This window comes from Thioalbus denitrificans, assembly GCF_003337735.1.
GTDB lineage: Bacteria > Pseudomonadota > Gammaproteobacteria > DSM-26407 > DSM-26407 > Thioalbus > Thioalbus denitrificans.
Window position 1 is genome coordinate 170,412 of record NZ_QPJY01000002.1, and the last position, 25,440, is coordinate 195,851.

Genomic DNA, 25,440 nt, shown 5'->3' on the forward strand with positions numbered 1-25,440 from the left:
GCCATCTGCGGCGTTGCGCTTGCTTGAAAGGGGGCCTGCCCTTCCTGCGCAAGCGCGCCTTGCATCTGACCGGCCAGCGACTCGCTGAATGTGCCTCCAAGAGTGAAGCAGTACACTCAGGCATCGTAGAGGTAGACGGGCGAACCGCTGCTCCCGGGGAGGGTGTCGTGGGTGAACAGCAGGGTGTTGGTGGTGAGCTCGACACCGGCCACCTGGTCATGATCGCGCCACATCTCCCCGTTCCGCGCGCCCGGATATCCGGTCAGGTCGAGAAACTCCCCCACCAGGCCGGTGCCGGCCGACTGCGTGGGCTGGAAGGCGAACTCCCGCGGCACCGCCGCCGCGAGCCGCACCACGCCCACGTCCCAGGCATCCTGGCCGGTCCGGTACGCCGTGGGCCAGAACCAGCACTCCGCCGCCTCGTAGGGCGTGCCGCCGTCGGGCGGCGGGGCGCCGTTCCAGCCGGGATAGAAGCGGATCTCCAGGGCGTGGTCCGGAGCCGCTCCCTGTTCGGTCAGGTTGTGGGCGCAGGTGAGGATGTTGCGCGCATCGATGAGCGCGCCGGTACCGAGGTACCAGGCACCGTCGCTGAAGCGCATGCGCAGCAGCCCCATGGCGGAGTAGGGGGGGATGGCCGCATTCCAGACACGTTCCGACATGGCGCCTCCCGGGCCCGGGCCGGCTGCCGGCGGGGCCGGGCCCCGCCGGAGTACGGGTTCAGATGTCGAGGTCCGCAACGAAGGTGCGCGCCTTGTCGCCCAGCTTGTCGACCACCTGCTGGCGCACCTGGGCGTAGACCTCCTCGTTCAGGTTGACGGTCTGGGCGCCCTGGTAGAAGCCGCTCTCCGAGCTGGAGAACTGCATCCACAGCAGGCGGGTCACCTGCTGGGTGGTGCTGAAGTAGAAGGTGCCGATCTTCATCACCACCACGCCGTCCGATTCGCTGCACACGCCGATCTGGAAGTTGCCCTTCTGCAGGGAGTGGCTTTCCTGGTTGAAGAGCACCACCCGGCCGTCGTCGTCCGTGAGCGCCTTCATCGCCTCCAGTGTTTCAGTCACCACCGCGATATCGTTCTGGGTGGCGATGGCGGCCAGGATCTTGACCACCACCTCGTCGACCGAGAAGGTGGCGCCGGCCGTCTCGAAACGGGTGAAGTCGAAGGCCTGGATGACCCAGCCCACATTCTCCAGCACGGTGCGGTAGAAGTCGTACCACGCCTCGGTCTTCTCCTCCCGGTCGAACTGCTTGTTGGCGGCAAGCTGGGCCAGCAGGGTGGAGTTGAGCACGTCGCTCTTGTGGGTGGCGCTCAGGCCGGCCACGAAGGAAACCATGCTCCCGTCGTCCACGTAGCCGCCCTTCTCGGTGTCCACCAGCCGCGGGGCCGCGGGGATCAGGCGGGCGAGCTCGGGGGGCGGCTCGGCCAGTTCGAGCCGGTCGATGAAGCTCCGGACTTCAGCGATGTTCCTGGTGGCGACATCCATGACAGTCTCTCCTTTTCACCGGGGGTCAGTCCTGAGGACACTAGACCATGGGGCGCCGCATGGAGGGGAGTGGTTCGATAGGCTTGAGGGAGGAACGTCGGGCAAGGCATTGTTTTACCTGAGGCGACCGGAGCGGGAGTGGATCGAGGCGCACAGGAGAATGCGTCGAGTTCGCACGCCCCTATCCGCGTAATCGACGCTCCGTCGGGTCGTGGACGAAGCCCCGATCGCGCCCCGGTCCCGCGTGATTCCGGCGACCGCTCCGTTCCCGTGGGGTCCCGGGCGCGGCGCAGGAGCGCTCGCCCCGGCGTGCCCCATGCCGCGCGCGGCCCAGCGGGTTACACTGTCAGGCCAGGAATTCCGCGGACAGGAGAGCGAACCACGATGAAACCGACCGAACCGCAGCTGCAGCGCCCCGGCGCCGGGCTGCCGCCCCTGGAACTGGCGCTGTCGCGGGCCGGGTTCCGGTTGCTGCGGCGGGTCTTCTCCGATGCCCGGGCCACGCGGCTGTTCTTCGACGAGGGGCGCCGGGTATTCGAGATGGCCCGGTCCACGCCGCTGCCGCTCGCCGGGGAACCGGTGCTGATCCGTCGCGTCCCCGGCATGGAGGACAGCAGCCGGAACTGGTCGGTCTACATGGTGCTGGACCATCTGCGGCGGGTGAACAACGGCATCGCGCGGATCATCGCCGCACTGTGCGCGGGCGAGGGCGGACTTGAGGAGGTGCGCATCGAGGCGGTCAAGCCCGATCCGGACGCCATGGTGGAGGTGCTCGGCCCCTACGAGGCCTCCGTCGAACGCTACCTGCAGACGGTCAAGCGCAACCCACGGCTCGCCGGCCGCGGCACCCATCCCCATCCCTGGTTCGGCCCGCTGGACGCCCACGGCTGGCACTGCCTGGCGGCGCTGCACCACCGCACCCACCGGCGCCAGATCGAGCGGATCCGGGAACAACTGGGCGTGTCGGAGTCCAATTCCATGTGACAGCGGCAGCGGGGGCGGCGAGATGGAGATTCGTGTCAGGCGTATCTACGCGCCGCCCGCCCGGGACGACGGGGTCAGGGTCCTGGTGGATCGGCTCTGGCCCCGCGGCGTGGCGAAGTCTAAAGCGGGCGTGGACCACTGGGTGAAGGCGGCGGCGCCATCCGATGAGCTGCGCCGGTGGTTCGGTCACCAACCGGGGAAGTGGGAGGGATTCCGCGAACGCTACTTCGCGGAGCTGGATGGGAATCCCGCCGCGGTGGCCGAGCTGAGGCAGGCGCTGGGCGACGGGACGGCGACCCTGCTCTTCGCGGCACGGGATGAGCGGTACAACAATGCCGTCGCCCTGCGGGAGTACCTGGAGAAACGCCGATCAACCCCGGCAGCCGACCCTGTAGCGGCGTGCTGAATGGGGCTTTGTCAGGGTTTGGGTTAGTAAAGGAGCGAGTCCCGATGAACAGAGTCCTGCTATTGCTGCTGAGTGTACTGATGACCCCGGTCGCCGCGACGGAACGGGAACAGGTCGAACTGCCGCCGATGATGCGCGAGCACATGCTCGCCAACATGCGCGACCACCTGGAATCCCTCAACGGGATCCTCGAGCACCTCGCCGCGGGACGGATGGACCAGGCCGCGGAGCTGGCCGAGCAGCGGCTGGGCATGAGCTCCCTGGACGACCACGGGGCGGCGCACATGGCCCCCTACATGCCGGAACGCATGCAGGCGCTCGGGACGGACATGCACCACGCCGCCAGCCGTTTCGCCCGCGTGGCCCAGGAGGGCGACCCCCTGCCGGCCTACCGGGCACTGGCGGAGGTGACGGGGGCCTGCGTGGCCTGTCACGGCGCCTACCGGGTCCACTGAGAGCGGGGGCGCGCCCGTCCGTTCCGGAGACTTTTCATCGCCTCCTGACCGGGCTGCATGGATTCCAGACCCCGGAACAGGGGCGCCCCGGGAGAGCTGCCCGGATTCAACCATGGAACCGTATCGCTATCTCGAACAGGTTTCCCGCGAATTCGACCGGATCCGCACCCGGCAGCAGGCCGAGACGGTCCTGGACGAGCTGGAGTTTCTCTACGACGCCCTGGATCCCGAGTTCCAGGATCTCTGCACGGATCTCATCGAGCGGCTGACACGCCGGCTCCGGGAGCTGGCGTGAGCGGGATCAGCTGCTACTCGATCCGGCGCCTCTGCCCCCTGCGCAGCACCATCCAGGTGGCCCAGGACGAAACCGCGCGGGCAGTGAGCTACGACGGCGTCAACTGGCAGATCCAGGTGCTGAGCCAGTGGTCCCAGAACCGCTGGGGCAGCCTCAACGCGGGGGACCGGGGCGGGGGCAGCTACGCCCTCTATGCCGTCTGGTCGGCCGGCGAAGGCATCGCCTTCCTGCCGCGCAACCCCATGCTGAGCCGCACGGAGTTGGAGGCGGCGAGCGCGGAGCTGCTCCGCATCCTGCCCTCCCTCGATGTGCCGTTCCCGCCCGGGGACCCCTACGAGCTGTGGTGGCTCGACACCCGCGATGAACCCCTGGCGCTGCTCGCCAGCGCCGTCAACCGTCTCGACCTGGCCGGGGGAGTGATGCCGCGCTGGCGGGCCCTGCCCGACGGCGAGGTCAGCTATGGTCCGGCCGGGGCCAGCCACGAGCGGCTGCAGCTGGAGCAGCGGGTGCGCGCCGCCGCGGGCGGACCCAGCCGGGCCCAGTGGTTCCGGCGTGACGAATCGGGCCGCGGGGTGCCTATCGAGGGCGGCGGGCCGCTGCACTGCCCCGGGGGCCTGGGGCCGGGGCACTTTCCGGTCCTGCCCCTGCGGGAGCATTGGGACGATCCGGTCACGGCCACCCTGGTGCGGGACTACCTGGAGTGGATGGCGCCGGTGCTGCTGACCCAGGGGGGATTTCCGGACCAGACCCGGCTGCGGCTGGAGACGGCCGCGCGCAGGCGCGTCCTGGAAGTGGATAATCTCTACCGCCTCTACCCCGATGTGGTCGATGAGGACAACCTGAAGGCGGCGCTGGTGGAGGCCGCCCTGCGCAAGCGTGCGTGAGCAACTCGTACTGAAACACCGGAGGAGACACGATGGCAGGCAGGCAACCGGACAATGGCAGGCTCGACCGCGTGGTGGCCGAGGCCCGCCGCCAGCGCGAGGAGCGGGAAAAGGGCTACCGCGAGCGGGCCCTGAAGCTCTATCCCTGGGTCTGCGGACGCTGCGGCAGGGAGTTCACCCGCGAGAACGTGCGGGAGCTGACGGTCCACCACAAGGATCACAACCACGACAACAATCCCCTGGACGGCAGCAACTGGGAGCTGCTGTGCCTCTACTGCCACGACAACGAGCACCAGCGCTACCTGGAGGCGGCCAGCGGCCTGGGAGCGGGGAGCGGCGGGACGAACGGCGACGCGGCGACCCACAATCCGTTCGCGGGACTCAAGGATCTGCTCAAGGGGAGCCGGTGACCGGCAGGCGCAGCTTCCGGGCCGGCCGACAACCCATGCAGTGGCTATGGCAGCTAGCCGGCGGTTGCGCCCGCCGCTTCAGCGGAAACGGTTCCCGGAGGCGGTCCGCGCCGGCGTGGTCCGTCGCCGGGTCAGCACCAGAGCGATGCCGCCGAGAATGGCGGCGGAGGCGAGCCCCAGGCGCAGCGTGAGGAGTTCATCCAGCAGCAGGACGCCCCCAAGGGCGGTGATGACGGGCACCGAGAGCTGGATGGTGGCGGCCTGGGTGGCGGCGAGGCCGGCCAGCGCGGCGTACCAGACGACATAGCCCAGCCCGGAGGCCACGGCGCCGGAGAGAACGGCGAGGAGCAGGCCGGCGCTGTCCGCCCGGGCCTCGCCGGCCAGCAGGAAGGGCGTCATGGCGGCCAGCGCCAGGGGCACGGCGCCGAGGAAGTTTCCGGCGCTGGCCCGCAGGGGCTCGGTCACGCCGCGGCCGCGCAGGGAGTAGAGGCCCCAGGCCATCCCGGCGCCGGCCATCAACCCCGCGCCCAGGGGCTCGGGGGCGGCAATCCCGGGCAGCAGCAGGTAGACCAGGCCGGCGACCGCCAGCAGGATGCCCGCGCCGCTGCGCCGGGTGGGCGCCTCGCCGGCGCGCAGGCCGGCGCCGATCATGGTGAGCTGTACCGCCGCGAAGAGGATCAGTGCGCCCGTGGCGGCGGTCAGGGAGCGATAGGCAAAGGAGAAGCAGATCGCGTAGGCGAACAGCGCCGCGGCCGCCACCCAGTCGGGCCGGGTCCAGGCGCTGCCGCGGCGGATGCGCACGATGAGCCACAGGGTCAGGGCGCCGGAGGCCAGGCGGACCAAGGTGAAGGTCGCCGCGTCGATGGGTGTCGAGTCCAGCGCCTGGCGGGCGAGCAGGGAATTGGCGGCGAAGGCCAGCATGGCCAGGGCCGTCAGCAGAAGGGTGCGCAGCCGCGGCAATGGATGTTCCAGTTTCCTTCCCCCCTCAGCCGGAGGCGCCGGTCATGGCACGCCCGGCACCTCGGTCAATCGGTTCCAGCGCGCATCGGCGAAGCGTCCGGGGTCGATTCGCCTGTACCTGAACTCAACAGTCAGAAATATTGACGACGCAGCCGCAGGGAATCGTCCCGGCGGTTCCGGGAGTATATCAACCTGTACATGTTTCGATAAAACATGATGATAGCGCGTTATATTGGAGTGAAATCCCGTTTTTAGAGGACAATGACGCCAGCCCTCGCTTGACCTTTGTCCCTTATCCCTTAACCCTTCTCCTTAATCCCCTATCCCGCCTGATCCAATGACGCCTTGAGCACCTTGCGCCAGTGATGCAGGGTGGGCTCGGTGTAGCCGTTGGGCACCTCGCGGCCGAGGAAGATGAGGTCGCGCGCGGCCTGGAAGGCGATGCCGTCGAACTCCGGGGCCATGGGGGTGTAGAGGGGATCGCCGGCATTCTGGGCGTCCACCACCGCGGCCATGCGGCGCAGGGTCTCCAGCACCTGGTCCTCGCTGACGATGCCGTGGTGGAGCCAGTTGGCCACGTGCTGACTGGAAATGCGCAGGGTGGCGCGGTCCTCCATCAGCCCCGTGTCGGTGATGTCCGGCACCTTGGAGCAGCCCACCCCCTGGTCGATCCAGCGCACCACGTAGCCGAGGATGCCCTGGATGTTGTTGTCCAGTTCCGCCTGGATTGCATCGGCGGGCCAGTCGGGCTTCCCGGCCAGCGGCAGCGAGAGGAGCTGGCCCAGGGTCGCCCGGGCATGTCCGGCGAGCTCGCGCTGGCGCGCCGCCACGTCCACCTGGTGGTAATGCATGGCGTGCAGGGTGGCGGCGGTGGGCGAGGGTACCCAGGCGCAGCTGGCGCCTGCCCGGGGGTGGGCGATTTTGGCCTCCACCATGGCACGCATCCGGTCGGGCATGGTCCACATGCCCTTGCCGATCTGGGCCCGGCCGGACAGGCCGCAGAGCAGCCCCGTGTCCACGTTCCAGTCCTCGTAGGCCAGCAGCCAGGTGGCGTTCTTCATGTCGTTCTTGCGCAGGACCGGGCCGGCCTCCATGGAGGTATGGATCTCGTCGCCGGTGCGATCGAGAAATCCGGTATTGATGAAAATGACCCGGTTGCGGGCGGCCCGGATGCACTCCTTGAGGTTGACCGTGGTGCGCCGCTCCTCGTCCATGATGCCCATCTTGAGGGTGTCGTGGGGCAGGCCGAAGGCCTGCTCCATGCGTCCGAACAGCTCGTCGGCGAAGGCGACCTCCTCGGGGCCGTGCATCTTGGGCTTGACGATGTAGACGCTGCCGGTGCGGGAGTTGCGCACGCTGCCGGTCTCTTTCAAATCGTGCAGGGCGCAGAACACCGTCACCATGCCGTCGAGGATTCCCTCGGGGATCTCCTCGCCCTCCGCGGTCAGGACCGCGTCGGTGGTCATCAGGTGACCCACGTTGCGCACCAGCATCAGGCTGCGCCCGGGCAGGGTGAGGATCCCGCCGTCCGGCGCGCTGTAGCTGCGGTCCGGGTTGAGCCGGCGGGTGAGGGTGGCGTCGCCTTTCCGGAAGGTGGCCTCCAGGGTGCCCTGCATGAGCCCAAGCCAGTAGCCGTACACCTGGACCTTGTCCTCGGCATCCACCGCGGCCACCGAGTCCTCGCAGTCCTGGATGGCGGTGACGGCCGCCTCGAGCACCACGTCCTTGATGTTGCCGGGGCTGTCGCGGCCCACCGGGCTGGTGGGGTCGATCTGCAGCTCGATGTGCAGGCCGTGATGGCGCAGCAGGATCGAGCGCAGCACCCCGTCCTCGTCGCGATAGCCGACAAACTGGCGCGGGTCCGCCAGCCCCGTCTCGCCGCCGTCGGACAGGGTGACCACGAGCCGTCCGTCATGGACCGCGTAACGTCTCACCGCCGCGTAACTGCCCTGCCCGAGGGGTGCGGATTCGTCGAGCAGGGCATTGGCGTAGGCCACCACCCGGGCGCCCCGTGCCGGGTTGTAGCCCGGGCCCTTCTCAGCGCCGCCCTCCCCGGGGATGACATCGGTGCCGTAGAGGGCGTCGAAGAGGCTGCCCCAGCGGGCATTGGCCGCGTTGAGGGCGTAGCGGGCGTTGCTCAGCGGAACCACCAGCTGGGGACCGGCGATGGAGGCGATCTCCGGATCCACGTGGGTGGTGCCCACCTGGAAGTCCGGCCCCTCCGGGACGATGTAGCCGATCTCCTCCAGGAAGTGGCGGTAGGCTTCGGGATCGTGGGGCTGTCCCTTGCGGGCCAGGTGCCAGGCGTCGATGCGGGCCTGCAGCGCGTCGCGTTTCTCCAGCAGGGCGCGGTTCTTCGGCGCCAGGTCGCGGACCATGTCCGCCAGCGATTCCCAGAAGCGTTCCGGGTCGATGCCGGTGCCCGGGGCGATTCGATCGTTTACCAGCGCATGCAGCGGCTTGGCCACCTGCAGTCCGGCCACGTTCACTCGTTCGGTCATGGGTCGCCTCCTGGTGTCGGTTTCCGCCGGTGCTGATGGGCCTGATCAGAAGGTGCGCGACCACTCCCGCGGCCAGCGCTCCACCACCACCTTGGTCTGGGTATAGAACTCCAGGGCATGGCTGCCCTGGGCGTGAAGATCGCCGAAGAAGCTCTCCTTCCAGCCGCTGAAGGGGAAAAAGGCCATGGGTGCGGCGACGCCGATATTGATGCCCACGTTGCCGGCCTCGACCTCGTGGCGGAACCGCCGCGCCGCGGCCCCGCTCTCGGTGAACAGACAGGCCATGTTGCCGTAGGCGCCGCGATTCACCAGGCCGATGGCGGTCTCGAGGCTGTCGGCGTGGAGCAGGCCGAGGACGGGGCCGAACACCTCGGTGCCCACCAGGGGATCGTCGGGACGTACCCCGTCCAGCAGCGTCGGTCCGATGAAGTTGCCGTGGGGATAGTCGGCCAGCCGCTGTCCGCGGCCGTCCACCAGCACCCGGGCGCCGCTTGCCACCGCCCGTTCGATGTGCCCCTCGATGCGGACCCTGCTGGCCGGGGTGATCACCGGCCCCATCTGGGTGTCGTCCTCCAGTCCGTACCCTACCCGGCGCGTGGCGGCGGCCTCGCCCAGGGCGTCGAGGAAGCGCTCCCGGGCGCTGCCCACGGTGATGAGCAGCGAGGCGGCCAGGCAGCGCTGCCCGGCGCAGCCGAAGGCGCTGTCGGCCACGATGGCGGTGGTCAGCTCCGGGTCGGCGTCGGGCATGATGACCACCGGGTTCTTGGCCCCGCCCTGGGCCTGCACCCGCTTCCCGGCGGCGGTCCCGCGGCTGTAGACATGGCGCGCCACCGGGGTGGAGCCGACGAAGCTGACAGCCCGCACGTCGGGATGATCGAGCAGGGCGTCGACCGCCGCCGCGCCGCCGTTCACCAGGTTCACGACCCCGTCCGGCAGCCCGGTCTCCTGCACCAGCGCCATCAGTTTCTGCATCGTCGCCGGCACCCGTTCGGAGGGCTTGACCACCACGCTGTTGCCGGTGGCGATGGCATAGGGGAGGAACCAGAACGGGATCATGGCGGGGAAGTTGAACGGCGCGATGATGCCCACCACGCCCAGCGGCTGGCGGATCAGGTGCTCGTCGATCCCGCGGGCGATGTCCTCCAGGTTGCGCCCCTGCATCAGGGTGGGTATGCCGCAGGCCACCTCCACGTTCTCTATGGCCCGCTGCAGCTCGCCGTGGGACTCGGCCAGGGTCTTGCCGCACTCGCGGGTGATGGTGCGGGCGATGTCGTCGCGGTGCGCCTCCAGCAGGACCTTGAGCCGGAACAGGAACTGCACCCGCTCGGTGGCCGGTGTGCGGCGCCAGTCGCCGAAGGCGGACGCGGCGGCCCGGACCGCCGCGTCGACCTCCGCCGGGCCGCACAGGGGCACCCGCGCCAGCAGCGCCTGGGTGGCCGGATCGTGCACCTCGGCCGTCTCCGCCGCGGGAGTCTCCCAGCGTCCGCCGATGAAATTGGGAAGGGTGCCGGCCATCGCTCAGCCTTCCCCGTGGCCCTGGCCCGACAGCTCCTCCTGCAGCCGGAAGACGGCGGCGGAGTCGAGCTCGCCCAGCCCCCGGCCGACGAGGGCGTTGATGTACTGGGCCGCCTGCGCGGCGCCGGGCAGGGCGATGCCGAGCTCGTGGGCCGCCTGCACGGCGATGCGCATGTCCTTCTGGTGCAGGGCGGTCTTGAACCCCGGCGTGTAGTCGTCGTCGAGCATGCGCTGGCCGTGCACCTCCAGCACGCGGCTGCCGGCGAAACCGCCCAGCAGCGCGGCACGCACCCGGGCGGGGTCCACGCCCGAGGCGCGCGCGAGAATGAAGGCCTCGCCCACGCCCACCAGCGTCTGGGCGATGACCACCTGGTTGCAGGCCTTGGCCACCTGGCCGGCGCCGTTGCCGCCGATGTGGATGATGTTCCTGCCCATCGCCTCGAACAGGGGCCGCACCCGCTCGAAGGTCTCCACGGCACCGCCCGCCATGATGGAGAGGGTGCCGTCGATGGCGCCGCGCTCACCCCCGGAGACCGGCGCGTCGAGCATCTCCACGCCATGCTCCCGCAGCCGGTCGGCCATGGCCCGGGTGGCGGAGGGGGAGATGGTGCTCATGTCCACCACCACGCTGCCGGCGCGGATCGTCCCGACGAGCCCGCCGTCACCGAGGATGACCTGCTCGACATCGGGGGTGTCGGAAACCATGGTGAAGACGATGTCCGCCTGCGCGGCCACCTCCGCCGGCGAGCCGCAGGCAGCGGCCCCGGCCTCCACCAGCGGGGACATCATCTCCGCGCGGCGCGCGTGCACCGCGAGCCCATGACCCGCCCGCAGGAGATTCAGCGCCATGGGCCGTCCCATGATCCCCAGCCCGACAAACCCGACCCTTTCCTTCATCAGCGACTCCTGTTTTTTGGTTAATGGACAGGATTTACAGGATTGACAGGATTTTGAGTTGAAGAAGTATTCTGCCGGTAGGGAGGTTGATGCGCCCGGACGGGCACACGCTCATGCCGTCGCGTTCCATCTAGCAGCCTGAACACGCCGGCCTGCTGTGCCCTCAGCCGGCGTCACCGGCGCATTGACTGTCGAAAATGCTGTCTGTGAAATCCTGTTCATCCTGTAAATCCTGTCTATTTCGCAAAGTTCAGCTACAGACCTCGTCCAGCAGCTCGATCCAGTGGCGGACGGGGACGGCGGCGCCGCTTTCGATGTGGAGCTGGCAGCCGATGTTGGCGGTGGCGATGACCTCGGGCCCGCCCGACTGCAGGGCCGCGACCTTGTTGGCGAGGAGCTCTCCCGACAGTTCCGGCTGGAGCAGGGAGTAGGTGCCGGCGGAGCCGCAGCAGAGGTGGGCGTCGGGTACCGGCGTGAGCTGAAACCCGGCTCCGCGCAGGATCGACTCCACCACGCCCCGTATCCGCTGGCCGTGCTGGAGGCTGCAGGGGCTGTGGAACGCCACCTTGCGGCCTTCAGCCCGGGCCTTCAGCCGCCCGAGGTCCTCCTGCGCCACCACCTCGGCGATGTCGCGGGCGAGTCCCGCAACCCGCCCGGCCTTCGCGGCGTAGGCGGGGTCGTTGCGCAATGCCTCGCCGTACTCCTTGACCATGGTCCCGCAGCCGCTGGCGCTGACCACGATGGCCTCGGCGCCGGCCTCGATATGGGGCCACCAGGCGTCGATGTTACGGCGCATGAAGTCGAGCCCTTCCGCGGGTGCCGCCAGGTGGGTGCTCACGGCGCCGCAGCAGCCTGCCGAGTCGGCCCGGATCAGGGTGACGCCGAGGCGGGCGAGAACCCGGGCCGCGGCGGCGTTGGTGGCGGGCGTGGCCACCGCCTGCACGCACCCCTCCAGTACCAGCATGCGCCGGTCCCGGGCCGCGGCGAGCCAGGGTCCGGCCGGGCGCTTGGCCGGCACCTTGCGCCTCAGCGCTGTCGGCAGCAGCGGCCGGGCCAGCCGGCCCAGGGCGATGAACGGCCGGAGACGGCCGGGGTAGGGCACCAGCGTCCGCAGCAGCCAGCGCGTCAGTCGCTCCCCGGCGGGACGCGGCACCCGCTGTTCCAGCTCGGCGCGGCCGAGGTCAGCCAGCCGCGCGTAGCGTACCCCCGAGGGGCAGGTGGTCTCGCAGGCCCGGCAGGTCAGGCAGCGATCCAGGTGCAGCTGGGTGGTGCGCGTGGGCGGCACACCCTCCAGCATCAGCTTGAGCTGGTAGATGCGCCCCCGCGGTCCGTCCAGCTCGTCGCCCAGCAGCTGGTAGGTGGGGCAGGTGGCGGTGCAGAAGCCGCAATGCACGCAGGCGCGCAGGATCGCGTCCGCCTCCCGCCCCTCGGGCGTGGCCAGGAATTCCGCTGTCAGGCTGGTCTGCATATCGATTTGTCACCACGAAGGCACGAAGGATGCGAAGAGAGATGGAACTGTTTCCGCCACCTGCCGTATCGCGCGGGCTGCGGAGTGACGGCCGAACTCTCTCGTTCGATTGCCGCGATGGAACTTCGCACCTGTCGCCTCCAGCGAATCAGCTTCGTGTTCTTCGTGCCTTCGTGGTGCATTGGGCTAGATTTCCGCGTACATGCGGCCGGGGTTGAGCAGGCCCTGGGGATCGAAGGCGTTCTTCAGCCGGCGGTGGAGTGCCAGCAGCGGCGCGGGCAGGGGGTGGAACACCGGCCCCGTCCGGTCGCCGTGGCGGAACAGGGTGGCATGGCCGCCGAGGCGGGCCGCGACGGAGCGAATCGTCTCCGCCTCCGCGTCGCTGCGCAGCCAGCGCTGGCCGCCGCCCCACTCGATCAGCCACTTGCCGGGCAGCGCGGGCATGGGCGCCGCGCTCGGCAGGGCGAGGCGCCACAGGGGGGTGCCGCCGGCGAAGAAGGCGTGTCCCTGCTCACGGATGCGGTCGGACCAGAATCCCGCGCCGTCTTCCAGCGGTTCGCCGCCGATGACCGCCCGGGCCTGCTCCACGGCGCTGGCCGCGCCGGAGAGGCGGACGTAGAGCCGCTCGCCGTCATGGCAGGTGGCGCTGAGGGGCAGCGGCCGGCCGGCCCAGCGGTTCATGGCCTCGAGGGCGTCGGCGGTCCCGCGCGACTGGACCAGGGTGAGCTCACCGGCCGGGTGCGGCAGCACCTTGAGACTGACCTCGAGCAGCACGCCGAGGGTGCCCCAGGCGCCCGTCATCAGCCTGGAGATGTCGTAGCCGGCCACGTTCTTCATCACCTCGCCGCCGAAGCGCAGGACCTCGCCACGGCCGGTCAGCACCCGGGTGCCGAGCACGAAGTCGCGGGCGGAGCCGGCATAGGCGCGGCGCGGTCCGGAGAGGCCGGCGGCGATGGTGCCGCCCAGGGTGGCGCCGGCGCCGAAGCGGGGCGGCTCGAAGGCCAGCATCTGGCCCCGTCGCGCCAGCTCCGCCTCCAGCTCCTCCAGGGTCGTGCCGCAGCGGGCGGTCACCACCAGTTCCTTGGGTTCGTAGCTGACGATGCCCCGGTGGCCGGTGACGTCGAGGGGGGCGCCGGCGGCGGACCGGCCGAGGTCCCGCTTGCTTCCGCAGCCGCGGATGTCGAGGCGGGTTCCGTCCGCGGCCGCGGCCAGGACCTGTTCCTGCAGGATTCGGGTCTGGTCCTGGCTCATGGGCGCGGATCTTCTCCGTGGCCGTGGACATGGTCATGTCCATGGCGATCGGGCAGGGCGCGGTACTCCGAGCAGCGCCGCGGGGTGGGGACGCCCTTGCCGGGGTTGAGCAGTTCGCGGGGGTCGAAGGCCCGCTTCACGGCCCGGAACTGTTCCAGCTCCTCGGGCTGGAACTGGACGCACATCTGGCCGATCTTCTCGATGCCGACACCGTGCTCCCCGGTGATGGTGCCGCCCACCTCCACGCACAGCTCCAGGATGGCTCCCCCCAGGGCCTCGGCCCGCTCCAGCTCGCCGGGCTTGTTGGCGTCGAAGAGAATCAGCGGGTGCATGTTGCCGTCGCCGGCGTGGAAGACGTTGGCCACCGGGAGCGCGTACTCGGCGGAGAGCTCGGCGGTCCGGCGCAGAACCTCGGGCAGGTGGCGGCGGGGAATGGTGCCGTCCATGCAGTAGTAGTCGGGCGAGATGCGGCCCACGGCCGGGAAGGCGGACTTGCGGCCCTGCCAGAAGCGCAGCCGTTCGGCCTCGTCGCCGGCGGTGCGCACCTCGGTGGCGCCGCAGCGCTCGAGCACCGCGCGCACCTGCAGGATGTGCTCGGAGACCTCCTGGTTGGTGCCGTCGACCTCGCACAGCAGGATGGCCCTGGCAGCGGTGGGGTAGCCGGCGTGGACGAAGTCCTCGGCGGCCTGGATGGCGGGGCCGTCCATCATCTCCAGCCCCGCCGGGATGATCCCCGCGGCGATGATCTCGCCCACCGCGGTGCCGGCCTTCTCCACGTCATCGAAGGCGGCGAGCACCACCTGGGCGCGCTCCGGCAGGGGCAGCAGGCGCACGGTGACCTCCACCACCACCCCGAGCATGCCCTCGGAGCCGATGAGCAGCGCCAGCAGATCGTAGCCGGGCGCGTCGGGGGCGTCCGCGCCCACCTCGATGATCTCCCCCTCCACCGTCACCAGCCGGATCTTCAGCACGTTGTGCACCGTCAGGCCGTACTTCAGGCAGTGCACGCCGCCGGAGTTCTCCGCCACGTTGCCGCCGATGGTGCAGGCGATCTGGGAGGAGGGATCGGGCGCGTAGTAGAGGCCGTGGGGGGCGACGGCCTCGGAGATGGCGAGGTTGCGCACCCCGGGCTGCACCCGGGCGGTGCGGTTCACCGGGTCGATGTCGAGAATCGACTTGAACCGCGCCAGGCTCAGCAGCACCCCGTCGGCCAGGGGCAATGCGCCGCCCGAGAGACCGGTGCCGGCGCCGCGCGCCACCACCGGCACTCCCAGGGAATGGCACAGCCGCATCACCTGCCGCACCTCCCCGACGGTGCGCGGCAGGACCACCACCATGGGCAGCTGCCGGTAGGCGGACAGTCCGTCGCACTCGTAGGGCCGGCGCTCCTCCTCCGCTTCCAGGACTGCGTCGGGCGGGAGGAAATCGCGCAGGGCCCGCACCAGGGTGGACCGCAGCTGCGGATCCGGCTCGGGACGTTGAGGGAGAACGAGACTCATGGATTGCCTCCGGGAGCGACGCGATTCACCGACTTTAACCGTACACCAGGTTCGGCAGCCAGACGCTCAGGCCCGGAATCAGCACGCACAGCACCAGCCCCACGGTCTGCAGCAGCAGGAAGATCAGCGAGGACTTGAAGATGGTGGCCATGCTGATCTCCGGCGGGCAGACCCCGCGGATGTAGAACAGGGCGTAGCCGAAGGGCGGACTCAGGAACGACATCTGCATGTTCACCAGGTAGATGACGCCGAACCAGAGCGCCACGTCGTCGGCGGGGACCCCCGGCAGGCCGAACAGGCCGTCGAAGCTGAGGCTCTTGATGATGGGTACGAAGATGGGCACCGCCAGGAGCAGGATGCCGACCCAGTCGAGGAACATGCCCAGCACCACCAGCAGCACCATCATCAGGAACAGGATGCCGTAGGAGGAGAGTCCGGTGCCGAGCAGGGTCTCGGTGATGAAGGCCTGGCCGCCCTGGAGGATGTAGAAGCCCACGAAGATGGAGGCGCCGAAGATGATCCACAGCACCATGGCCGAGGCCTTCACTGTGGTGATGGAGGCCGACTTCAGCGCCTCCAGGTTGAAGCGCTTGTGCAGCATGGCCACGATGATGGCGCCGAAGGAGCCGATGCCGGCGGCTTCCACCGGGGTGGCGACGCCGGCGAACAGCAGGCCCAGCACCAGGAACACCAGCACGGTCGGGGCGATGAGCTGGCGCACGAGGAGAATCTTCTCCCGCATGCCGATGCGCTCCTCCTTGGGCATGGCGGGCCCCAGGGCCGGGTTGAGCCAGGTGCGGAAGAGTACATAGGCGATGTACATGCCCGAGAGCATCAGGCCGGGAATGATGGCGCCCAGGTAGAGCTCGCCCACCGACTGCTGGGCCACCACGGCGTAGAGAATGGCCAGGATGGAGGGCGGGATCAGGATGCCGAGGGTGCCACCGGCCATGATGGAGCCGAGCGCGATCTGCGGGTCGTACTTGCGCTTGAGCATGGCCGGCAGGGCGATGATGCCCATGGTCACCACCGCCGCGCCGATGACGCCCACCATGGCCGCGAGCAGGGTGGAGGCGATGATGGTGGCCGCGGCCAGGCCGCCGCGCAGGCCGCCCATCCACTTGTAGACCACATCGAACATCTCCTCGATGAGGCCCGCCCGCTCCAGCATGGAGGCCATGAAGATGAACAGCGGGATGGCGGCCAGATCCGAGTTGGTCATCATCGGGAAGATGCGGCTGGGGATGATGTTGAGCATCACCTGGTCGCCGATCAGATAGATGAAGACCACACCCAGGCCGCCGGTGACGAAGGCCAGTGGCAGACCGAGCATCAGCAGCACCAGCAGGCTGCCGAACATGATGATGGTCAGCTCGGCGATGTCGGTATCGCCGAGGATGCCGGCGCTGCGGAACAGGAAGTATTCATCCCCGTAAGGGTCGTAGAAGGCGATGTTGATCACTTCCACCGCCACCACCAGCAGCAGGGCGACGCTGGCCAGGATCATGGCCCAGGTCCAGAACCGGCCCATCAGGCTTGGATTCGGGGCGGATGCGGTTGCTGCATTCATGTCAGACTTCCTCCCCGAGACTGCGGAACAGCTGGATGTCCTTGATGAGTTTCGACAGGCCGGCCAGGGTGATGAGGATTGCGCCGAGCAGCATCATCCCCTTCACCGGCCAGTACTGAATGCCCCAGGTCTCCACGGTGGTTTCGCCCATCCCGTAGGAATTCATGAAGAACTTCCACGAGGTGCCCATCAATGCCGCGGCGAAGATGAAGAAGAACACCGAGGTGAAGATGTCCATGCCCACCCGCCCGCGCACGGGCAGCTTCACATAGAGGATGTCCACCCGCACATGGGCGCCGTGGAGCAGGGCGAAGGCCCCGGCGAGCAGATACTGCATGCCGAACAGAAGGTAGGAGGACTCGTGCACCCAGATGGTGGGCATGTTGAAGAGATAGCGCATCACCACTTCATAGAAGTAGGCGCACACGGCATTGACGGTCCAGAACGCCACGAAGATGCCGGACATGTTGCTGATCCAGTCCACGACGCGGGTGAAGCGGTTGCCGGGGGCATGCAGCGCCGGGTCTTCCTCGGCCAGCAGGTCGATGTCCAGCGCCTCGTCGGGGGCGGGCGCCACGGCCGGTGCATCGCCGCGCCGGCGCGTGAAGAACATGAGGATGATGGGCATGATCACCAGCCAGCCCCAGTAGAACCAGTGGGGCAGCACGAATCCGAAACCGTGCAGTTCCTGTGACATGATGCGTGACTCCAGGGTGGAGGAAACGCCGGCGGGCGGCAATCCGCCCGCCGGAACCGTGGCAGTGGGGGCTACAGGCTGTAGCCCTTGATGTCCTCGGGGGTCACGTACCCCATGATGTCGTTCATCATGTAGTCGAGCTGCAGCTTGAACACCCGCTTGGCGTCCTCGTCCTTGCTGGCCCACTTGAACCAGATGGGGATGGCCTTGCGGCGGAATTCCTCCACATCCTCGCCGCTGAGGCGCGACACGATGCTGCCCGCATCCTTGAACTTCTTCATCGCCTCCACGTTGCGCTTCTGGATGGTCACGTAGTGGTGCAGGGAGTAGGCGGCCACCTGCTCCTCGACGAACTGCTGCACCTTGGGCGACAGGCGCTTCCAGGCGCCCAGGTTGACGGTGAGGTCCATGAGGTCGACGGGCTGGTAGATGGACATCAGGCCGGGGGGGCCGAAGAGGATGTACTTGGCGACCTGGGCGAAGCCGAGGTCCCAGTTGACCGCCGGGCCCACGTAATCGGCCGCGTCGATGGTGCCCTTCTCCAGCGCCGGGAAGATATCGGAACCGGGCAGGCTGACGGTGCTGGCGCCGAAGGCCTGGAACACCTCCGAGACCATGCCGCCCGGCACGCGCAGCTTCAGGCCCTGGAAGTCGGCCACGCTGTTCACCGGCACCTTGGAGTGGATGATGTTGGCGTCGTGGTGGATGTGGCCGACGTAGAACAGGCCATGCTTGGCGTAGATGTCGCGGGCCATCTCGCGCATGCCCAGCCCGAGGTACAGGGTGTCCCACTGGGCCGGCTGATCGGGGCCCACCGGGTAGGAGGAGAGGAACACCGAGGCGGGAATCTTGCCGGCCCAGTAGAGGGTGAAGGGATTCATGCCCTGCAGCACCCCGGTCTGCACCGCCTCGAACAGGGCGTTGTTGTCGGCGGCCACGGCCTTGGCGGGGAAGGGCTTGACGGTGAGCTCGCCGTCGGATTTCTCCTCGAAGCCGTTGCACCACTCCTCGAACAGGGTGTAGCCGGTGGTGCCGGCGTCCCAGGTGGTCTGCACCTTCCAGGTCTGGCCCTTGGCGGCCTCGGCGTTGCGGATGTAGGGGGCGCCTAGAATGGCAACGCCACCCACGGCAGCGGCGCTCTTGAGGAAGTTGCGGCGGCCCGTCCGCTCGGGGGACCCCGTCCCTTCCGGTGCCTGGGGCTTCTGGTCGTCTTTCATGCTTGTTCCTCCATCGGTTGCGCGGTTTGGCCACGGCCACGGGCCGTCGCCTGCCTGGGAACTGCGGGCAGCTCCCTGGGGCCGTCTGGCTGCGGCCCTCTGTCCGGCGTCCGTTGTAGTCTGTTGTTGGACGCCTGATTCTTATTCTCGTTGAAGCTTATGCGACCCTCGGCGCTTTGCGCTCTTGTTCTGGCAATTGTTCACACGTGTTTACATGGTGAACGGAAACCTGTATCAGTTCCGGGCCTCCCGTGCCCCTTGCCTCGCCACCGCCGCGGGAGCCAGGCGGCGGTAGGCCTCCGCCAGCGCCCCGGCATCGCCCACGTTGCCGGGGAATATGACCACCGGCAGGTCGGGGTAGCGGGGATGGTCCGCCGGGCAGCGCACCACCGAGCAACCGGGCAGGATCTGGCCCACCACCCGGCTGCTGCGCAGGGCGAGGCCCCGGGCCAGGGTGTCGTTGGAGGTGATGCCGCCCTTGCTGATGAGAAAGCCCAGGCTCTCCGGCAGGCCGCGGATTATGTCCATCAGAAAATCGGAGACCCGTTCGCCGAAGGCGAGCCGCACCGCGGTATCGGCGAAGGTGCGCTCGGTGCGGCTGGTGTATATCACCGCCGTACCGCCCGCGGCGTGGGCCGCGGCGGCCCGTTCCAGGATCTCCTCCAGCATGGTCGCCCGTTCCCTCTCCAGGCGATCCACATCCACTTCCAGCGGCACCGTGCCCGGCTCCCGCAGCAGTGCCTCCAGCTGCTCGGTGGTCTTGCGCACGTGGGAGCCCACCACCACGGCGCCGGGACGTCCGCCGCGGACGTAGGCGGCCATGGCGTCCGGCGCCACCGGCTGGGGCGGCAGGGCGGCCAGGGATGTGAGCAGGCTGGCGGCGCTGCGGAACAGGAAGCGGCGGCCCTCCCCGGCGGCGGCCTGGAGCTGGCGGCAGAAGTGGTCCAGATCCGCCTGCTTTTCGGCGTCCACCACGCAGCAGGCGTTGCCCTCCAGGGCCAGCAGCCGCGCCCGGATGTCGCCGCGCACGTCCGCGAGCAGGAACCGCTCCACCCGGCTGGCGGGGATCCGGCCGCCGGTCTTCTCCTCCACATAGTCGGGGAGGAAGCTGTGGCGATAGCCGAACACCGAGTCCCGGGCGAACTCCGTCTCGTGCACCGGCACCTCCCGCCCGTCCACCACCAGGTAGTGGACGCTGCCGCGGGTGATGCGCCCGGCCTCGAAGAAGGCGGGCACCAGGAAGTGGGCGTCGAAGGGCCCCAGCTCCGCGGCGATCACATCGGTCTCCACCGGGTAGTGGCCGCGCAGGGTCGAGTCGGAGCGGCTGACCAGGATCGGGTTGACGGGGTGTCCCCGGGCGGCGAGAGCGCCCAGCGCCCGGCTCAGGTTGCCGCACACTTCCCGGGTGACCGCCGCGGCCCGTGCGGCGTCCATGCCGCGGGTGTTGGTGAGGACGAAGAACAGTGGTGATTCGTCCAGAATCGCCTCGCGCAGGGTCGCCTCGTCCCAGCGGGTGAGCAGCAGGCAGCCATGAACCGTCTGCGACCCGGTGGGATCGTCGTCCAGCACTATGATCTTGGTCGCGGCCATCGGCGATCAGCCCAGCAGGTCCCGCACCCGGCCGCTCAATGTCCCGGCGGTGATGCCGTTGAGCTCCATGAGCTCCGCCGGGGAGGCGGTGGTCTCGCCGCGCTTCCAGGCGAACACCTCCCGGCGCGGGGCGCGGGTGCGCAGCAGCACCGGCTCCAGCGGGGCGCTCGGGCCGCCGCTGACCGCCAACAGGGCATCGCCGTCGAACAGGGCATTGAAGTGATCGTCGTCCATGAAGGCGTTGTCCGGCTCGGAGACGCTGTCCCAGGCCACGTCCAGGGGACGGTAGAGCCGCCTCGGGTTGATGACCGCCACGATCCGCACCCGGTAGCCGTCCGCCTCGAGCCGGTCGCGGGCTTCGAACACCGGCAGCAGCACCATGTCGCCGGTGACGGCGAAGACCACGGTCCCGCGGTCGCCGGCAGCGCTCTCGTAGAGCACGGCGGCGCCGTTCTCGACCCCGTTTCGGGCCTCCTCCAGGGTGAGATGGATCGGCAGCGGGCTCTTGGAGGCGATGATCACCATGCCCTTGTTCCAGCTGTTGGTGGCCCATTCGTAGGCCACCTGGATGGTGTTGGCGTCACAGGGGAACAGCGGGTAGACGTTGCCGTTGCGCATCATGGCGCCGAAGTAGTTCTCGATCTCCGGACGCTGGTGGGTCCAGCCGTTACGGCCCTGCTCCAGGGCGCCGGCGGTGAACATGCACACCACCGAGGGGGTGCGCCGGCGCAACTCGGCCATGGCCTGGGTGACCGTCTGCACGATGGGCCAGCCGTTGATGGCGAAGCTCTCGTAGGAGAGCCACAGGGCGCGCGAGCCGAACAGGGACAGGCCGGCGGCCAGGCCCGCGCAGGCATCCTCGTTGAGCGGTTCATAGACCTGTCCGGCCGGCTCCTGGTTGTAGAGCGGGTCGGTGTTGGGGTGGCGAATCTTGAGCGCCTCGTTGATGTTCTTCATGCCGGAGGCCTCGTTGCCGTCGGCGTTGGTCACCACGAAGCGGGGATCGGCGCCGCCCACGGCCGCCACCAGGGCGCCCATGGCCGTGGAGGGCACCGCCTTCTCGTCCCTGGAGAACTCCTTGCAGGGCAGCTTTCCGAGGGGGGGCAGATCCAGCACCCGCTCGGTGACCACGGTACGCACGGCGGGCCCGCCGCCCGCGCGGACGAAATTCTCGCGCACGACTCTCCAGGCCGCGGGGCTCAGGGCGCGGCGCTTCAGCCCCTCGATCATGTGGGGCTGGTCCAGGGTGTCGGCCGGGTACAGGTTGTGGGACTTGGAACCCACGGTATGGACGCCGGCACCCTTGAGCTGCTTGACGATGAAGGCGGTCAGGCGTCCGCCCAGGGCCGAGCGTGCGGCGCGATCCATGCCGGCGAGCACCGCGCCGGTGAAGGCCAGCCGTGCGGCATGGGAGAAGTGGGTGCTGTCCACATAGGGACCTTCCTGGCCGGAATCGTCGAAGTCCCGGGCATCCACCAGCACCACCTCCTGGAAACCGTGTCCCTTCCAGTAGGCCACCATCTGCTCATTGCTGAGGTTGGAGACCATGGAGTGGTGTTCCTGGCTGTAGCCGTTCCAGATCAGCACCGGCAGGAAGTTGGTGGCCTGGGGATAGGCGGTGTTGAAATGCATCATGGAGGAGAGCACATAGGGCTCCCCGAAGCCGCCGTCGCCGAGGGTGCAGGGGAACAGGGTGCCGGGGTGGAGCAGGGCGCCGGCCATGGCGAAGTGCTGGCCCTGGCCGAGCGGACCGGCGGGAGCGAGGATGCCGGGAATGGCGCCGGAGAGGTGCCCCAGCAGACCGTGGCGCTCGCGAAAGCGTTCGCGCAGGTCGGAAACGGTGTGGATGCCCATCTCCTCCAGGGAGGTATCGAGGAACATCGCGCTGTAGAACCCCGGCGCGTGGTGGCCCACCTCGGTGACGATGTTGGTGTGGCCCAGCATCACCAGGGCCGCATAGGCGTCGGCGCTGCTGGCGAAGCCGCCGGGATGGCCGGAGGCCTTGGCACCGGTCACCTGCAGGGTCAGGTAACGCAGGGCGTCGGCCATCAGCAGGGTCTGGTAGATCGACTCCGGAGCGGTCGGGTCGGCCACTGCCGTGGCGCCTTCGGGGATCGCCGCGGTGTGGGCCAGGCGGGTGAAGTCGGGCCATGGGCCCCCGAAGTGGTCGATGCCCGAGCAGAAATCCGGGGCGTGGTCTTCGGCGGACTTGCTGATGACGGTGGCGCTGCTCATGTTCGTCTCCCCACTGTTTGGCAGGTAATGGCGGCATACAGAAATTTTCTGGTCCAACCATAGCGGGGCGACTACAATTCCACAATACACAATCGTTTTCACATGGTGAAATTCATGAAGCCAGCTTCCTCGATACAGGTCATCGATCGTGCCGCATCCCTCCTGGACGCCATCGCCCGGGCCGGCGGGGAGGCGAGCCTGAAGGTGCTCGCCGCCGACTCCGGCCTGCACCCCTCCACGGCGTTCCGTATCCTGGGCTCCCTCATCGCCAACAGCTACGTGGAGCGCAGCCCCACCGGCAACTACCGGCTTGGTATCCGTCTGCTGCAGCTGGCCGCCAAGGTGGGCACCCATCTGGATGTGCGCCGGGAGGCGCCGCCCATCATGGAGTGGCTGCGCAACGAGATCGGCGAGACGGTGAATCTCACCCTGCGGGATCGTGACGAGGTGGTCTACGTGGAGCGTTTCACCCCGAGCCGGATGATGCGCGTGGAGCAGGTGGTGGGCAGCCGCGCTCCGCTGCATGTGACCGCGGTGGGCAAGTTGTTGCTCGGAGTGGAGGGGGAGGCGGGAGTGCGCGCCTACGCGGAACGGACCCGGCTGCCTTCCTATACCCGCAATACCCTGGCGGAGGTGGAAAGCCTGGTCCGTGAAGTTCGCGAGGCCACTGCCCGGGGGTGGGCCCTGGATGACGAGGAGGCCGAGATGGGCGTGGGCTGCATCGGGGTGCTCATCCGCGACAACAACGGCCACGCCGTGGCCGGACTGTCCATCTCCGCGCCCATCGATCGCCGTCGGGAGGAATGGATACCGCTGGTGGTGGAGGCGGGACGGCGAATCTCGGCCCGGCTTGGCCATGCGCCCGAAGGGGGATGAACGCTCCGGGTGGAGATAACCACACTGGACAAGGGGTGTTCGTAGGCGGTGCAAATGTTGTAAAAAGAGGTAGACCACCGGTGTGTGACAGCCGGATGAAGGCCCGGTCGAGAGCGGACGTCCCGGGCCGGGGCGACAGGGAGGTTGCCTGGCAACAAGAATTCACCGCGAGGGAAAGCCATGACCTGTCGGACCTGTCGGCTCAAACGGGCCTGCAACAGCCTGGGTGGCATCTGCCCCTGGCTCATCTACGGAATACTCGCTGTCGTGGTGGTGATTCCCGGCTATTTTCTCGTTACCCTGCTCAACCACTGATTCACCATGGTGCGGGACCGCGGCCTGCGAGGGTGGCGGGGCCGGCGTTGGCGGAGATGCTTGATCGGTTGTTGACCTGGCGCGCCCACCACCCATCTCCAGGAATGACAGCAGCACCAGCGTCCGTTAATATTCAGCGCTTTGCCGCCACCGATCTGCTGCCGTGCTGTCCAGCGAATTCCATTTCGAACTGCCTGACGACCTGATCGCACGCTATCCCGCCGACCTTCGCAGTGCCAGTCGCCTGCTGTGCCTGGAAGGCGAGACGGGGTCGCTCCAGGATCGCATGTTCACCGACCTGGTCGAACTCCTCCACCCGGGAGACCTGCTGGTGTTCAACGACACCCGGGTCATACCCGCGCGCCTGCTGGGGGAGAAGTCCAGCGGGGGCCGGGTGGAGGTGCTCGTCGAGCGCATCATCGACGCCCGCCACGCCCTGGCGCACGTGCGCGCCAGCAAGGCGCCCCGGCCCGGAACCCTGCTGCGGCTGGAAGGCGAGGTGGAGGTGGAGGTCCTGGGCCGGGACGGCGCCCTGTTCCTGCTCTATTTCGACGCCGACCGGCCGCTGCTGGAGCTGCTCGAGGCGGTGGGGCGGATTCCCCTGCCGCCGTATATCGATCGGGAGGTGGAGGCGCTGGACAGGGAGCGCTACCAGACGGTCTTTGCCCGCCGTCACGGGGCGGTGGCGGCGCCCACCGCCGGGCTTCATTTCGACGCGGCCCTGCTGGAGCGCCTGGCGGCCCGGGGTGTGGAGAGCACCTTCGTCACCCTGCACGTGGGGGCCGGGACCTTCCAGCCGGTCCGGGTCGATCGCATCGAAGAGCATGTCATGCACGCCGAGTACGTGGAGGTGGGCGAGGAGACCTGCGAGCGCGTCCGCGCGGTGCGGGCGCACGGCGGCAGGGTGGTCGCGGTGGGGACCACGAGCGTGCGCAGTCTCGAGACCGCCGCCCGCAACGGTGAACTGGAGCCGTTCCAGGGTGACACGGATATCTTCATCTACCCGGGCTACCGCTTCCGGGCGGTGGATGCCCTCATTACCAATTTTCACCTGCCCGGGTCGACCCTGCTGATGCTGGTGGCGGCCTTCGCCGGCCACGACAACGTGATGACGGCCTACCGGCACGCGGTGGAACAGCGCTACCGCTTCTTCAGTTACGGTGACGCGATGTTCCTCACCCCGCAACGGTTCGACGACGAGCCGGAACCGGATTGACGCATGTATCGATCTCTCCGGAGCCGAACCTTCGCGGCCGCCGGGGTTCCAATCCGGTCGTGGATGGGGAGAATGCCGGTGTCGGGCAGGAGAAACAGGAAACGGAACCATGGGTAACGATCTCAGGGAACAGCTGCTGAAAGCCGGCCTGGCCACGCAGGACCAGGCCCGGGAAGCCGGGCGCAAGGTCGCCGCGGAACGCAAGCAGCAGTCCAAGGGCAAGAAGAAGAAAAAGAAGGGGCAGGGCGGCGGGTCCCTGGCGGACAAGAACTCGGCCGCCTACCGTGCCGCCATGGCGCAGGCGGCAAAGGTCGCCCGTGACCGCGAGCTCAACGCCGAACGGGAGGCTGCGCGGCGACAACGCTCGCTCTCCGCCCAGGTGCTCGACCTCCTGCAGGGCAACGCCCAGGAACGCGAAGGCGGCGACCTGGCCTACAACTTCGTGCAGGATTCCCGCATCCGGCATATTTACGTGAATGCCGGGCAGCGGAAAGCGCTTGCCGCCGGGCGGCTCGCCATCATCGGCATGGACAATGGCTACTACCTGGTCGAGCATGCCGTCGCGGATCGCGCCCTGGCCCTGGAGCCGACGCTGTTCGTGCACCGGGCCGAGCCCGAACCGGCGCCGGAGGCAGACGACCCGTATGCGGATTTCCCCGTTCCGGACGACCTGATGTGGTGAACAGGCCCACGTCCACAGCCACAGCCAACCCTGCC

Annotated in this window: 24 protein-coding genes; 10 read left to right on the forward strand and 14 right to left on the reverse strand. The window is 68.7% G+C overall.

Annotation, left to right across the window (positions count from 1 at the left end):
* Positions 1–116: 116 nt before the first annotated feature.
* Positions 117–659: a trypsin-like serine peptidase gene (locus DFQ59_RS05245; protein WP_114278639.1), complete on the reverse strand. Its 543-nt coding sequence runs from the start codon at positions 657–659 to the stop codon at positions 117–119.
* A gap of 58 nt (positions 660–717) precedes the next feature.
* Entirely contained in the window at positions 718–1,482 is a 765-nt protein-coding gene (locus DFQ59_RS05250) for a hypothetical protein (protein WP_114278640.1), read from the reverse strand.
* Between the two features lie 384 nt (positions 1,483–1,866).
* Here DFQ59_RS05250 and DFQ59_RS05255 point away from each other — a divergent pair, with 384 nt between their 5' ends.
* The 6 genes from DFQ59_RS05255 (at position 1,867) to DFQ59_RS05280 (ending at position 4,916) form a co-directional block, all read left to right on the forward strand.
* The gene (locus DFQ59_RS05255) at positions 1,867–2,466 is read left to right on the forward strand and encodes a DinB family protein (RefSeq protein ID WP_114278641.1); all 600 of its coding nucleotides are present in this window, start codon (positions 1,867–1,869) and stop codon (positions 2,464–2,466) included.
* Positions 2,467–2,488: 22 nt separating this feature from the next.
* Positions 2,489–2,872 carry a DUF488 domain-containing protein gene (locus DFQ59_RS05260; RefSeq protein ID WP_114278642.1) on the forward strand — a complete coding sequence of 128 codons (384 nt, stop codon included), beginning with the start codon at positions 2,489–2,491 and terminating at the stop codon, positions 2,870–2,872.
* A gap of 44 nt (positions 2,873–2,916) precedes the next feature.
* A complete protein-coding gene (locus tag DFQ59_RS05265) occupies positions 2,917–3,327 on the forward strand; it encodes a cytochrome c (RefSeq protein ID WP_114278643.1) in 411 nt (136 codons plus the stop codon).
* Between the two features lie 112 nt (positions 3,328–3,439).
* Positions 3,440–3,622, forward strand: a complete 183-nt coding sequence (locus DFQ59_RS05270; RefSeq protein WP_114278644.1) for a hypothetical protein — start codon at positions 3,440–3,442, stop codon at positions 3,620–3,622.
* The gene (locus DFQ59_RS05275) at positions 3,619–4,506 is read left to right on the forward strand and encodes a hypothetical protein (RefSeq protein WP_114278645.1); all 888 of its coding nucleotides are present in this window, start codon (positions 3,619–3,621) and stop codon (positions 4,504–4,506) included. The genes DFQ59_RS05270 and DFQ59_RS05275 overlap by 4 nt, the downstream gene beginning before the upstream one ends.
* 32 nt (positions 4,507–4,538) lie before the next feature.
* Positions 4,539–4,916 carry a YajD family HNH nuclease gene (locus DFQ59_RS05280; RefSeq protein WP_114278646.1) on the forward strand — a complete coding sequence of 126 codons (378 nt, stop codon included), beginning with the start codon at positions 4,539–4,541 and terminating at the stop codon, positions 4,914–4,916.
* Between the two features lie 78 nt (positions 4,917–4,994).
* Here DFQ59_RS05280 and DFQ59_RS05285 read toward each other — a convergent pair whose 3' ends face one another.
* The 12 genes from DFQ59_RS05285 to DFQ59_RS05340 form a co-directional block, all read right to left on the reverse strand.
* On the reverse strand, positions 4,995–5,876 hold the full coding sequence (locus DFQ59_RS05285) for a DMT family transporter (RefSeq protein ID WP_114278647.1): 882 nt from the start codon (positions 5,874–5,876) through the stop codon (positions 4,995–4,997).
* Positions 5,877–6,196: 320 nt separating this feature from the next.
* The gene (locus DFQ59_RS05290) at positions 6,197–8,377 is read right to left on the reverse strand and encodes a malate synthase G (protein ID WP_114278648.1); all 2,181 of its coding nucleotides are present in this window, start codon (positions 8,375–8,377) and stop codon (positions 6,197–6,199) included.
* Between the two features lie 45 nt (positions 8,378–8,422).
* The gene (locus tag DFQ59_RS05295; protein WP_114278649.1) at positions 8,423–9,892 is read right to left on the reverse strand and encodes a CoA-acylating methylmalonate-semialdehyde dehydrogenase; all 1,470 of its coding nucleotides are present in this window, start codon (positions 9,890–9,892) and stop codon (positions 8,423–8,425) included.
* Positions 9,893–9,895: 3 nt separating this feature from the next.
* Positions 9,896–10,789, reverse strand: a complete 894-nt coding sequence (locus tag DFQ59_RS05300) for an NAD(P)-dependent oxidoreductase (RefSeq protein ID WP_114278650.1) — start codon at positions 10,787–10,789, stop codon at positions 9,896–9,898.
* A 250-nt stretch (positions 10,790–11,039) separates the two neighbouring features.
* Complete coding sequence (glcF, locus tag DFQ59_RS05305) at positions 11,040–12,257, reverse strand: glycolate oxidase subunit GlcF (protein ID WP_114278651.1); 1,218 nt, start codon at positions 12,255–12,257, stop codon at positions 11,040–11,042.
* Positions 12,258–12,443: 186 nt separating this feature from the next.
* Positions 12,444–13,508: a glycolate oxidase subunit GlcE gene (gene glcE, locus DFQ59_RS05310; RefSeq protein WP_114278652.1), complete on the reverse strand. Its 1,065-nt coding sequence runs from the start codon at positions 13,506–13,508 to the stop codon at positions 12,444–12,446.
* On the reverse strand, positions 13,505–15,007 hold the full coding sequence (locus tag DFQ59_RS05315) for an FAD-linked oxidase C-terminal domain-containing protein (protein ID WP_114278653.1): 1,503 nt from the start codon (positions 15,005–15,007) through the stop codon (positions 13,505–13,507). Before DFQ59_RS05315 ends, glcE begins: the two co-directional genes overlap by 4 nt.
* Positions 15,008–15,041: 34 nt before the next feature.
* The gene (locus DFQ59_RS05320; RefSeq protein WP_114278654.1) at positions 15,042–16,577 is read right to left on the reverse strand and encodes a TRAP transporter large permease; all 1,536 of its coding nucleotides are present in this window, start codon (positions 16,575–16,577) and stop codon (positions 15,042–15,044) included.
* A 1-nt stretch (position 16,578) separates the two neighbouring features.
* Positions 16,579–17,274, reverse strand: coding sequence for a TRAP transporter small permease subunit (locus DFQ59_RS05325; RefSeq protein WP_114278655.1), 696 nt, complete (start codon positions 17,272–17,274; stop codon positions 16,579–16,581).
* Positions 17,275–17,345: 71 nt separating this feature from the next.
* The gene (locus tag DFQ59_RS05330; RefSeq protein WP_114278656.1) at positions 17,346–18,491 is read right to left on the reverse strand and encodes a substrate-binding domain-containing protein; all 1,146 of its coding nucleotides are present in this window, start codon (positions 18,489–18,491) and stop codon (positions 17,346–17,348) included.
* A 234-nt stretch (positions 18,492–18,725) separates the two neighbouring features.
* The gene (locus tag DFQ59_RS05335) at positions 18,726–20,081 is read right to left on the reverse strand and encodes a four-carbon acid sugar kinase family protein (protein WP_114278657.1); all 1,356 of its coding nucleotides are present in this window, start codon (positions 20,079–20,081) and stop codon (positions 18,726–18,728) included.
* A gap of 6 nt (positions 20,082–20,087) precedes the next feature.
* Positions 20,088–22,316, reverse strand: a complete 2,229-nt coding sequence (locus tag DFQ59_RS05340; protein ID WP_114278658.1) for a phosphoketolase family protein — start codon at positions 22,314–22,316, stop codon at positions 20,088–20,090.
* Between the two features lie 114 nt (positions 22,317–22,430).
* On the opposite strand from DFQ59_RS05340, the gene DFQ59_RS05345 reads away from it, so the two are divergent.
* From DFQ59_RS05345 to DFQ59_RS05355, 4 genes are all read left to right on the forward strand, one after another.
* The gene (locus DFQ59_RS05345) at positions 22,431–23,192 is read left to right on the forward strand and encodes an IclR family transcriptional regulator (protein WP_245937197.1); all 762 of its coding nucleotides are present in this window, start codon (positions 22,431–22,433) and stop codon (positions 23,190–23,192) included.
* 180 nt (positions 23,193–23,372) lie between these two features.
* Positions 23,373–23,507, forward strand: a complete 135-nt coding sequence (locus DFQ59_RS20475) for a hypothetical protein (protein WP_281268236.1) — start codon at positions 23,373–23,375, stop codon at positions 23,505–23,507.
* 163 nt (positions 23,508–23,670) lie between these two features.
* On the forward strand, positions 23,671–24,723 hold the full coding sequence (gene queA / locus DFQ59_RS05350) for a tRNA preQ1(34) S-adenosylmethionine ribosyltransferase-isomerase QueA (protein ID WP_114278659.1): 1,053 nt from the start codon (positions 23,671–23,673) through the stop codon (positions 24,721–24,723).
* A gap of 109 nt (positions 24,724–24,832) precedes the next feature.
* The gene (locus DFQ59_RS05355) at positions 24,833–25,405 is read left to right on the forward strand and encodes a DUF2058 domain-containing protein (RefSeq protein ID WP_114278660.1); all 573 of its coding nucleotides are present in this window, start codon (positions 24,833–24,835) and stop codon (positions 25,403–25,405) included.
* The last annotated feature ends 35 nt before the right edge of the window (positions 25,406–25,440 follow it).

Excerpts from the sequence above, each read along its gene's own strand:
- glcF (WP_114278651.1), bottom strand. The coding sequence starts at position 12,257 with ATGCAGACCAGCCTGACAGCGGAATTCCTGGCCACGCCCGAGGGGCGG.
- DFQ59_RS05315 (WP_114278653.1), bottom strand. The coding sequence starts at position 15,007 with ATGAGTCTCGTTCTCCCTCAACGTCCCGAGCCGGATCCGCAGCTGCGG.
- DFQ59_RS05345 (WP_245937197.1), top strand. The coding sequence starts at position 22,431 with ATGAAGCCAGCTTCCTCGATACAGGTCATCGATCGTGCCGCATCCCTC.
- glcE (WP_114278652.1), bottom strand. The coding sequence starts at position 13,508 with ATGAGCCAGGACCAGACCCGAATCCTGCAGGAACAGGTCCTGGCCGCG.
- DFQ59_RS05280 (WP_114278646.1), top strand. The coding sequence starts at position 4,539 with ATGGCAGGCAGGCAACCGGACAATGGCAGGCTCGACCGCGTGGTGGCC.
- DFQ59_RS05355 (WP_114278660.1), top strand. The coding sequence starts at position 24,833 with ATGGGTAACGATCTCAGGGAACAGCTGCTGAAAGCCGGCCTGGCCACG.
- DFQ59_RS05255 (WP_114278641.1), top strand. The coding sequence starts at position 1,867 with ATGAAACCGACCGAACCGCAGCTGCAGCGCCCCGGCGCCGGGCTGCCG.
- DFQ59_RS05330 (WP_114278656.1), bottom strand. The coding sequence starts at position 18,491 with ATGAAAGACGACCAGAAGCCCCAGGCACCGGAAGGGACGGGGTCCCCC.
- DFQ59_RS05270 (WP_114278644.1), top strand. The coding sequence starts at position 3,440 with ATGGAACCGTATCGCTATCTCGAACAGGTTTCCCGCGAATTCGACCGG.
- DFQ59_RS20475 (WP_281268236.1), top strand. The coding sequence starts at position 23,373 with ATGACCTGTCGGACCTGTCGGCTCAAACGGGCCTGCAACAGCCTGGGT.
- DFQ59_RS05260 (WP_114278642.1), top strand. The coding sequence starts at position 2,489 with ATGGAGATTCGTGTCAGGCGTATCTACGCGCCGCCCGCCCGGGACGAC.
- DFQ59_RS05335 (WP_114278657.1), bottom strand. The coding sequence starts at position 20,081 with ATGGCCGCGACCAAGATCATAGTGCTGGACGACGATCCCACCGGGTCG.
- DFQ59_RS05325 (WP_114278655.1), bottom strand. The coding sequence starts at position 17,274 with ATGTCACAGGAACTGCACGGTTTCGGATTCGTGCTGCCCCACTGGTTC.
- DFQ59_RS05300 (WP_114278650.1), bottom strand. The coding sequence starts at position 10,789 with ATGAAGGAAAGGGTCGGGTTTGTCGGGCTGGGGATCATGGGACGGCCC.
- DFQ59_RS05340 (WP_114278658.1), bottom strand. The coding sequence starts at position 22,316 with ATGAGCAGCGCCACCGTCATCAGCAAGTCCGCCGAAGACCACGCCCCG.
- DFQ59_RS05295 (WP_114278649.1), bottom strand. The coding sequence starts at position 9,892 with ATGGCCGGCACCCTTCCCAATTTCATCGGCGGACGCTGGGAGACTCCC.
- DFQ59_RS05245 (WP_114278639.1), bottom strand. The coding sequence starts at position 659 with ATGTCGGAACGTGTCTGGAATGCGGCCATCCCCCCCTACTCCGCCATG.
- DFQ59_RS05250 (WP_114278640.1), bottom strand. The coding sequence starts at position 1,482 with ATGGATGTCGCCACCAGGAACATCGCTGAAGTCCGGAGCTTCATCGAC.
- DFQ59_RS05265 (WP_114278643.1), top strand. The coding sequence starts at position 2,917 with ATGAACAGAGTCCTGCTATTGCTGCTGAGTGTACTGATGACCCCGGTC.
- DFQ59_RS05320 (WP_114278654.1), bottom strand. The coding sequence starts at position 16,577 with ATGAATGCAGCAACCGCATCCGCCCCGAATCCAAGCCTGATGGGCCGG.
- DFQ59_RS05290 (WP_114278648.1), bottom strand. The coding sequence starts at position 8,377 with ATGACCGAACGAGTGAACGTGGCCGGACTGCAGGTGGCCAAGCCGCTG.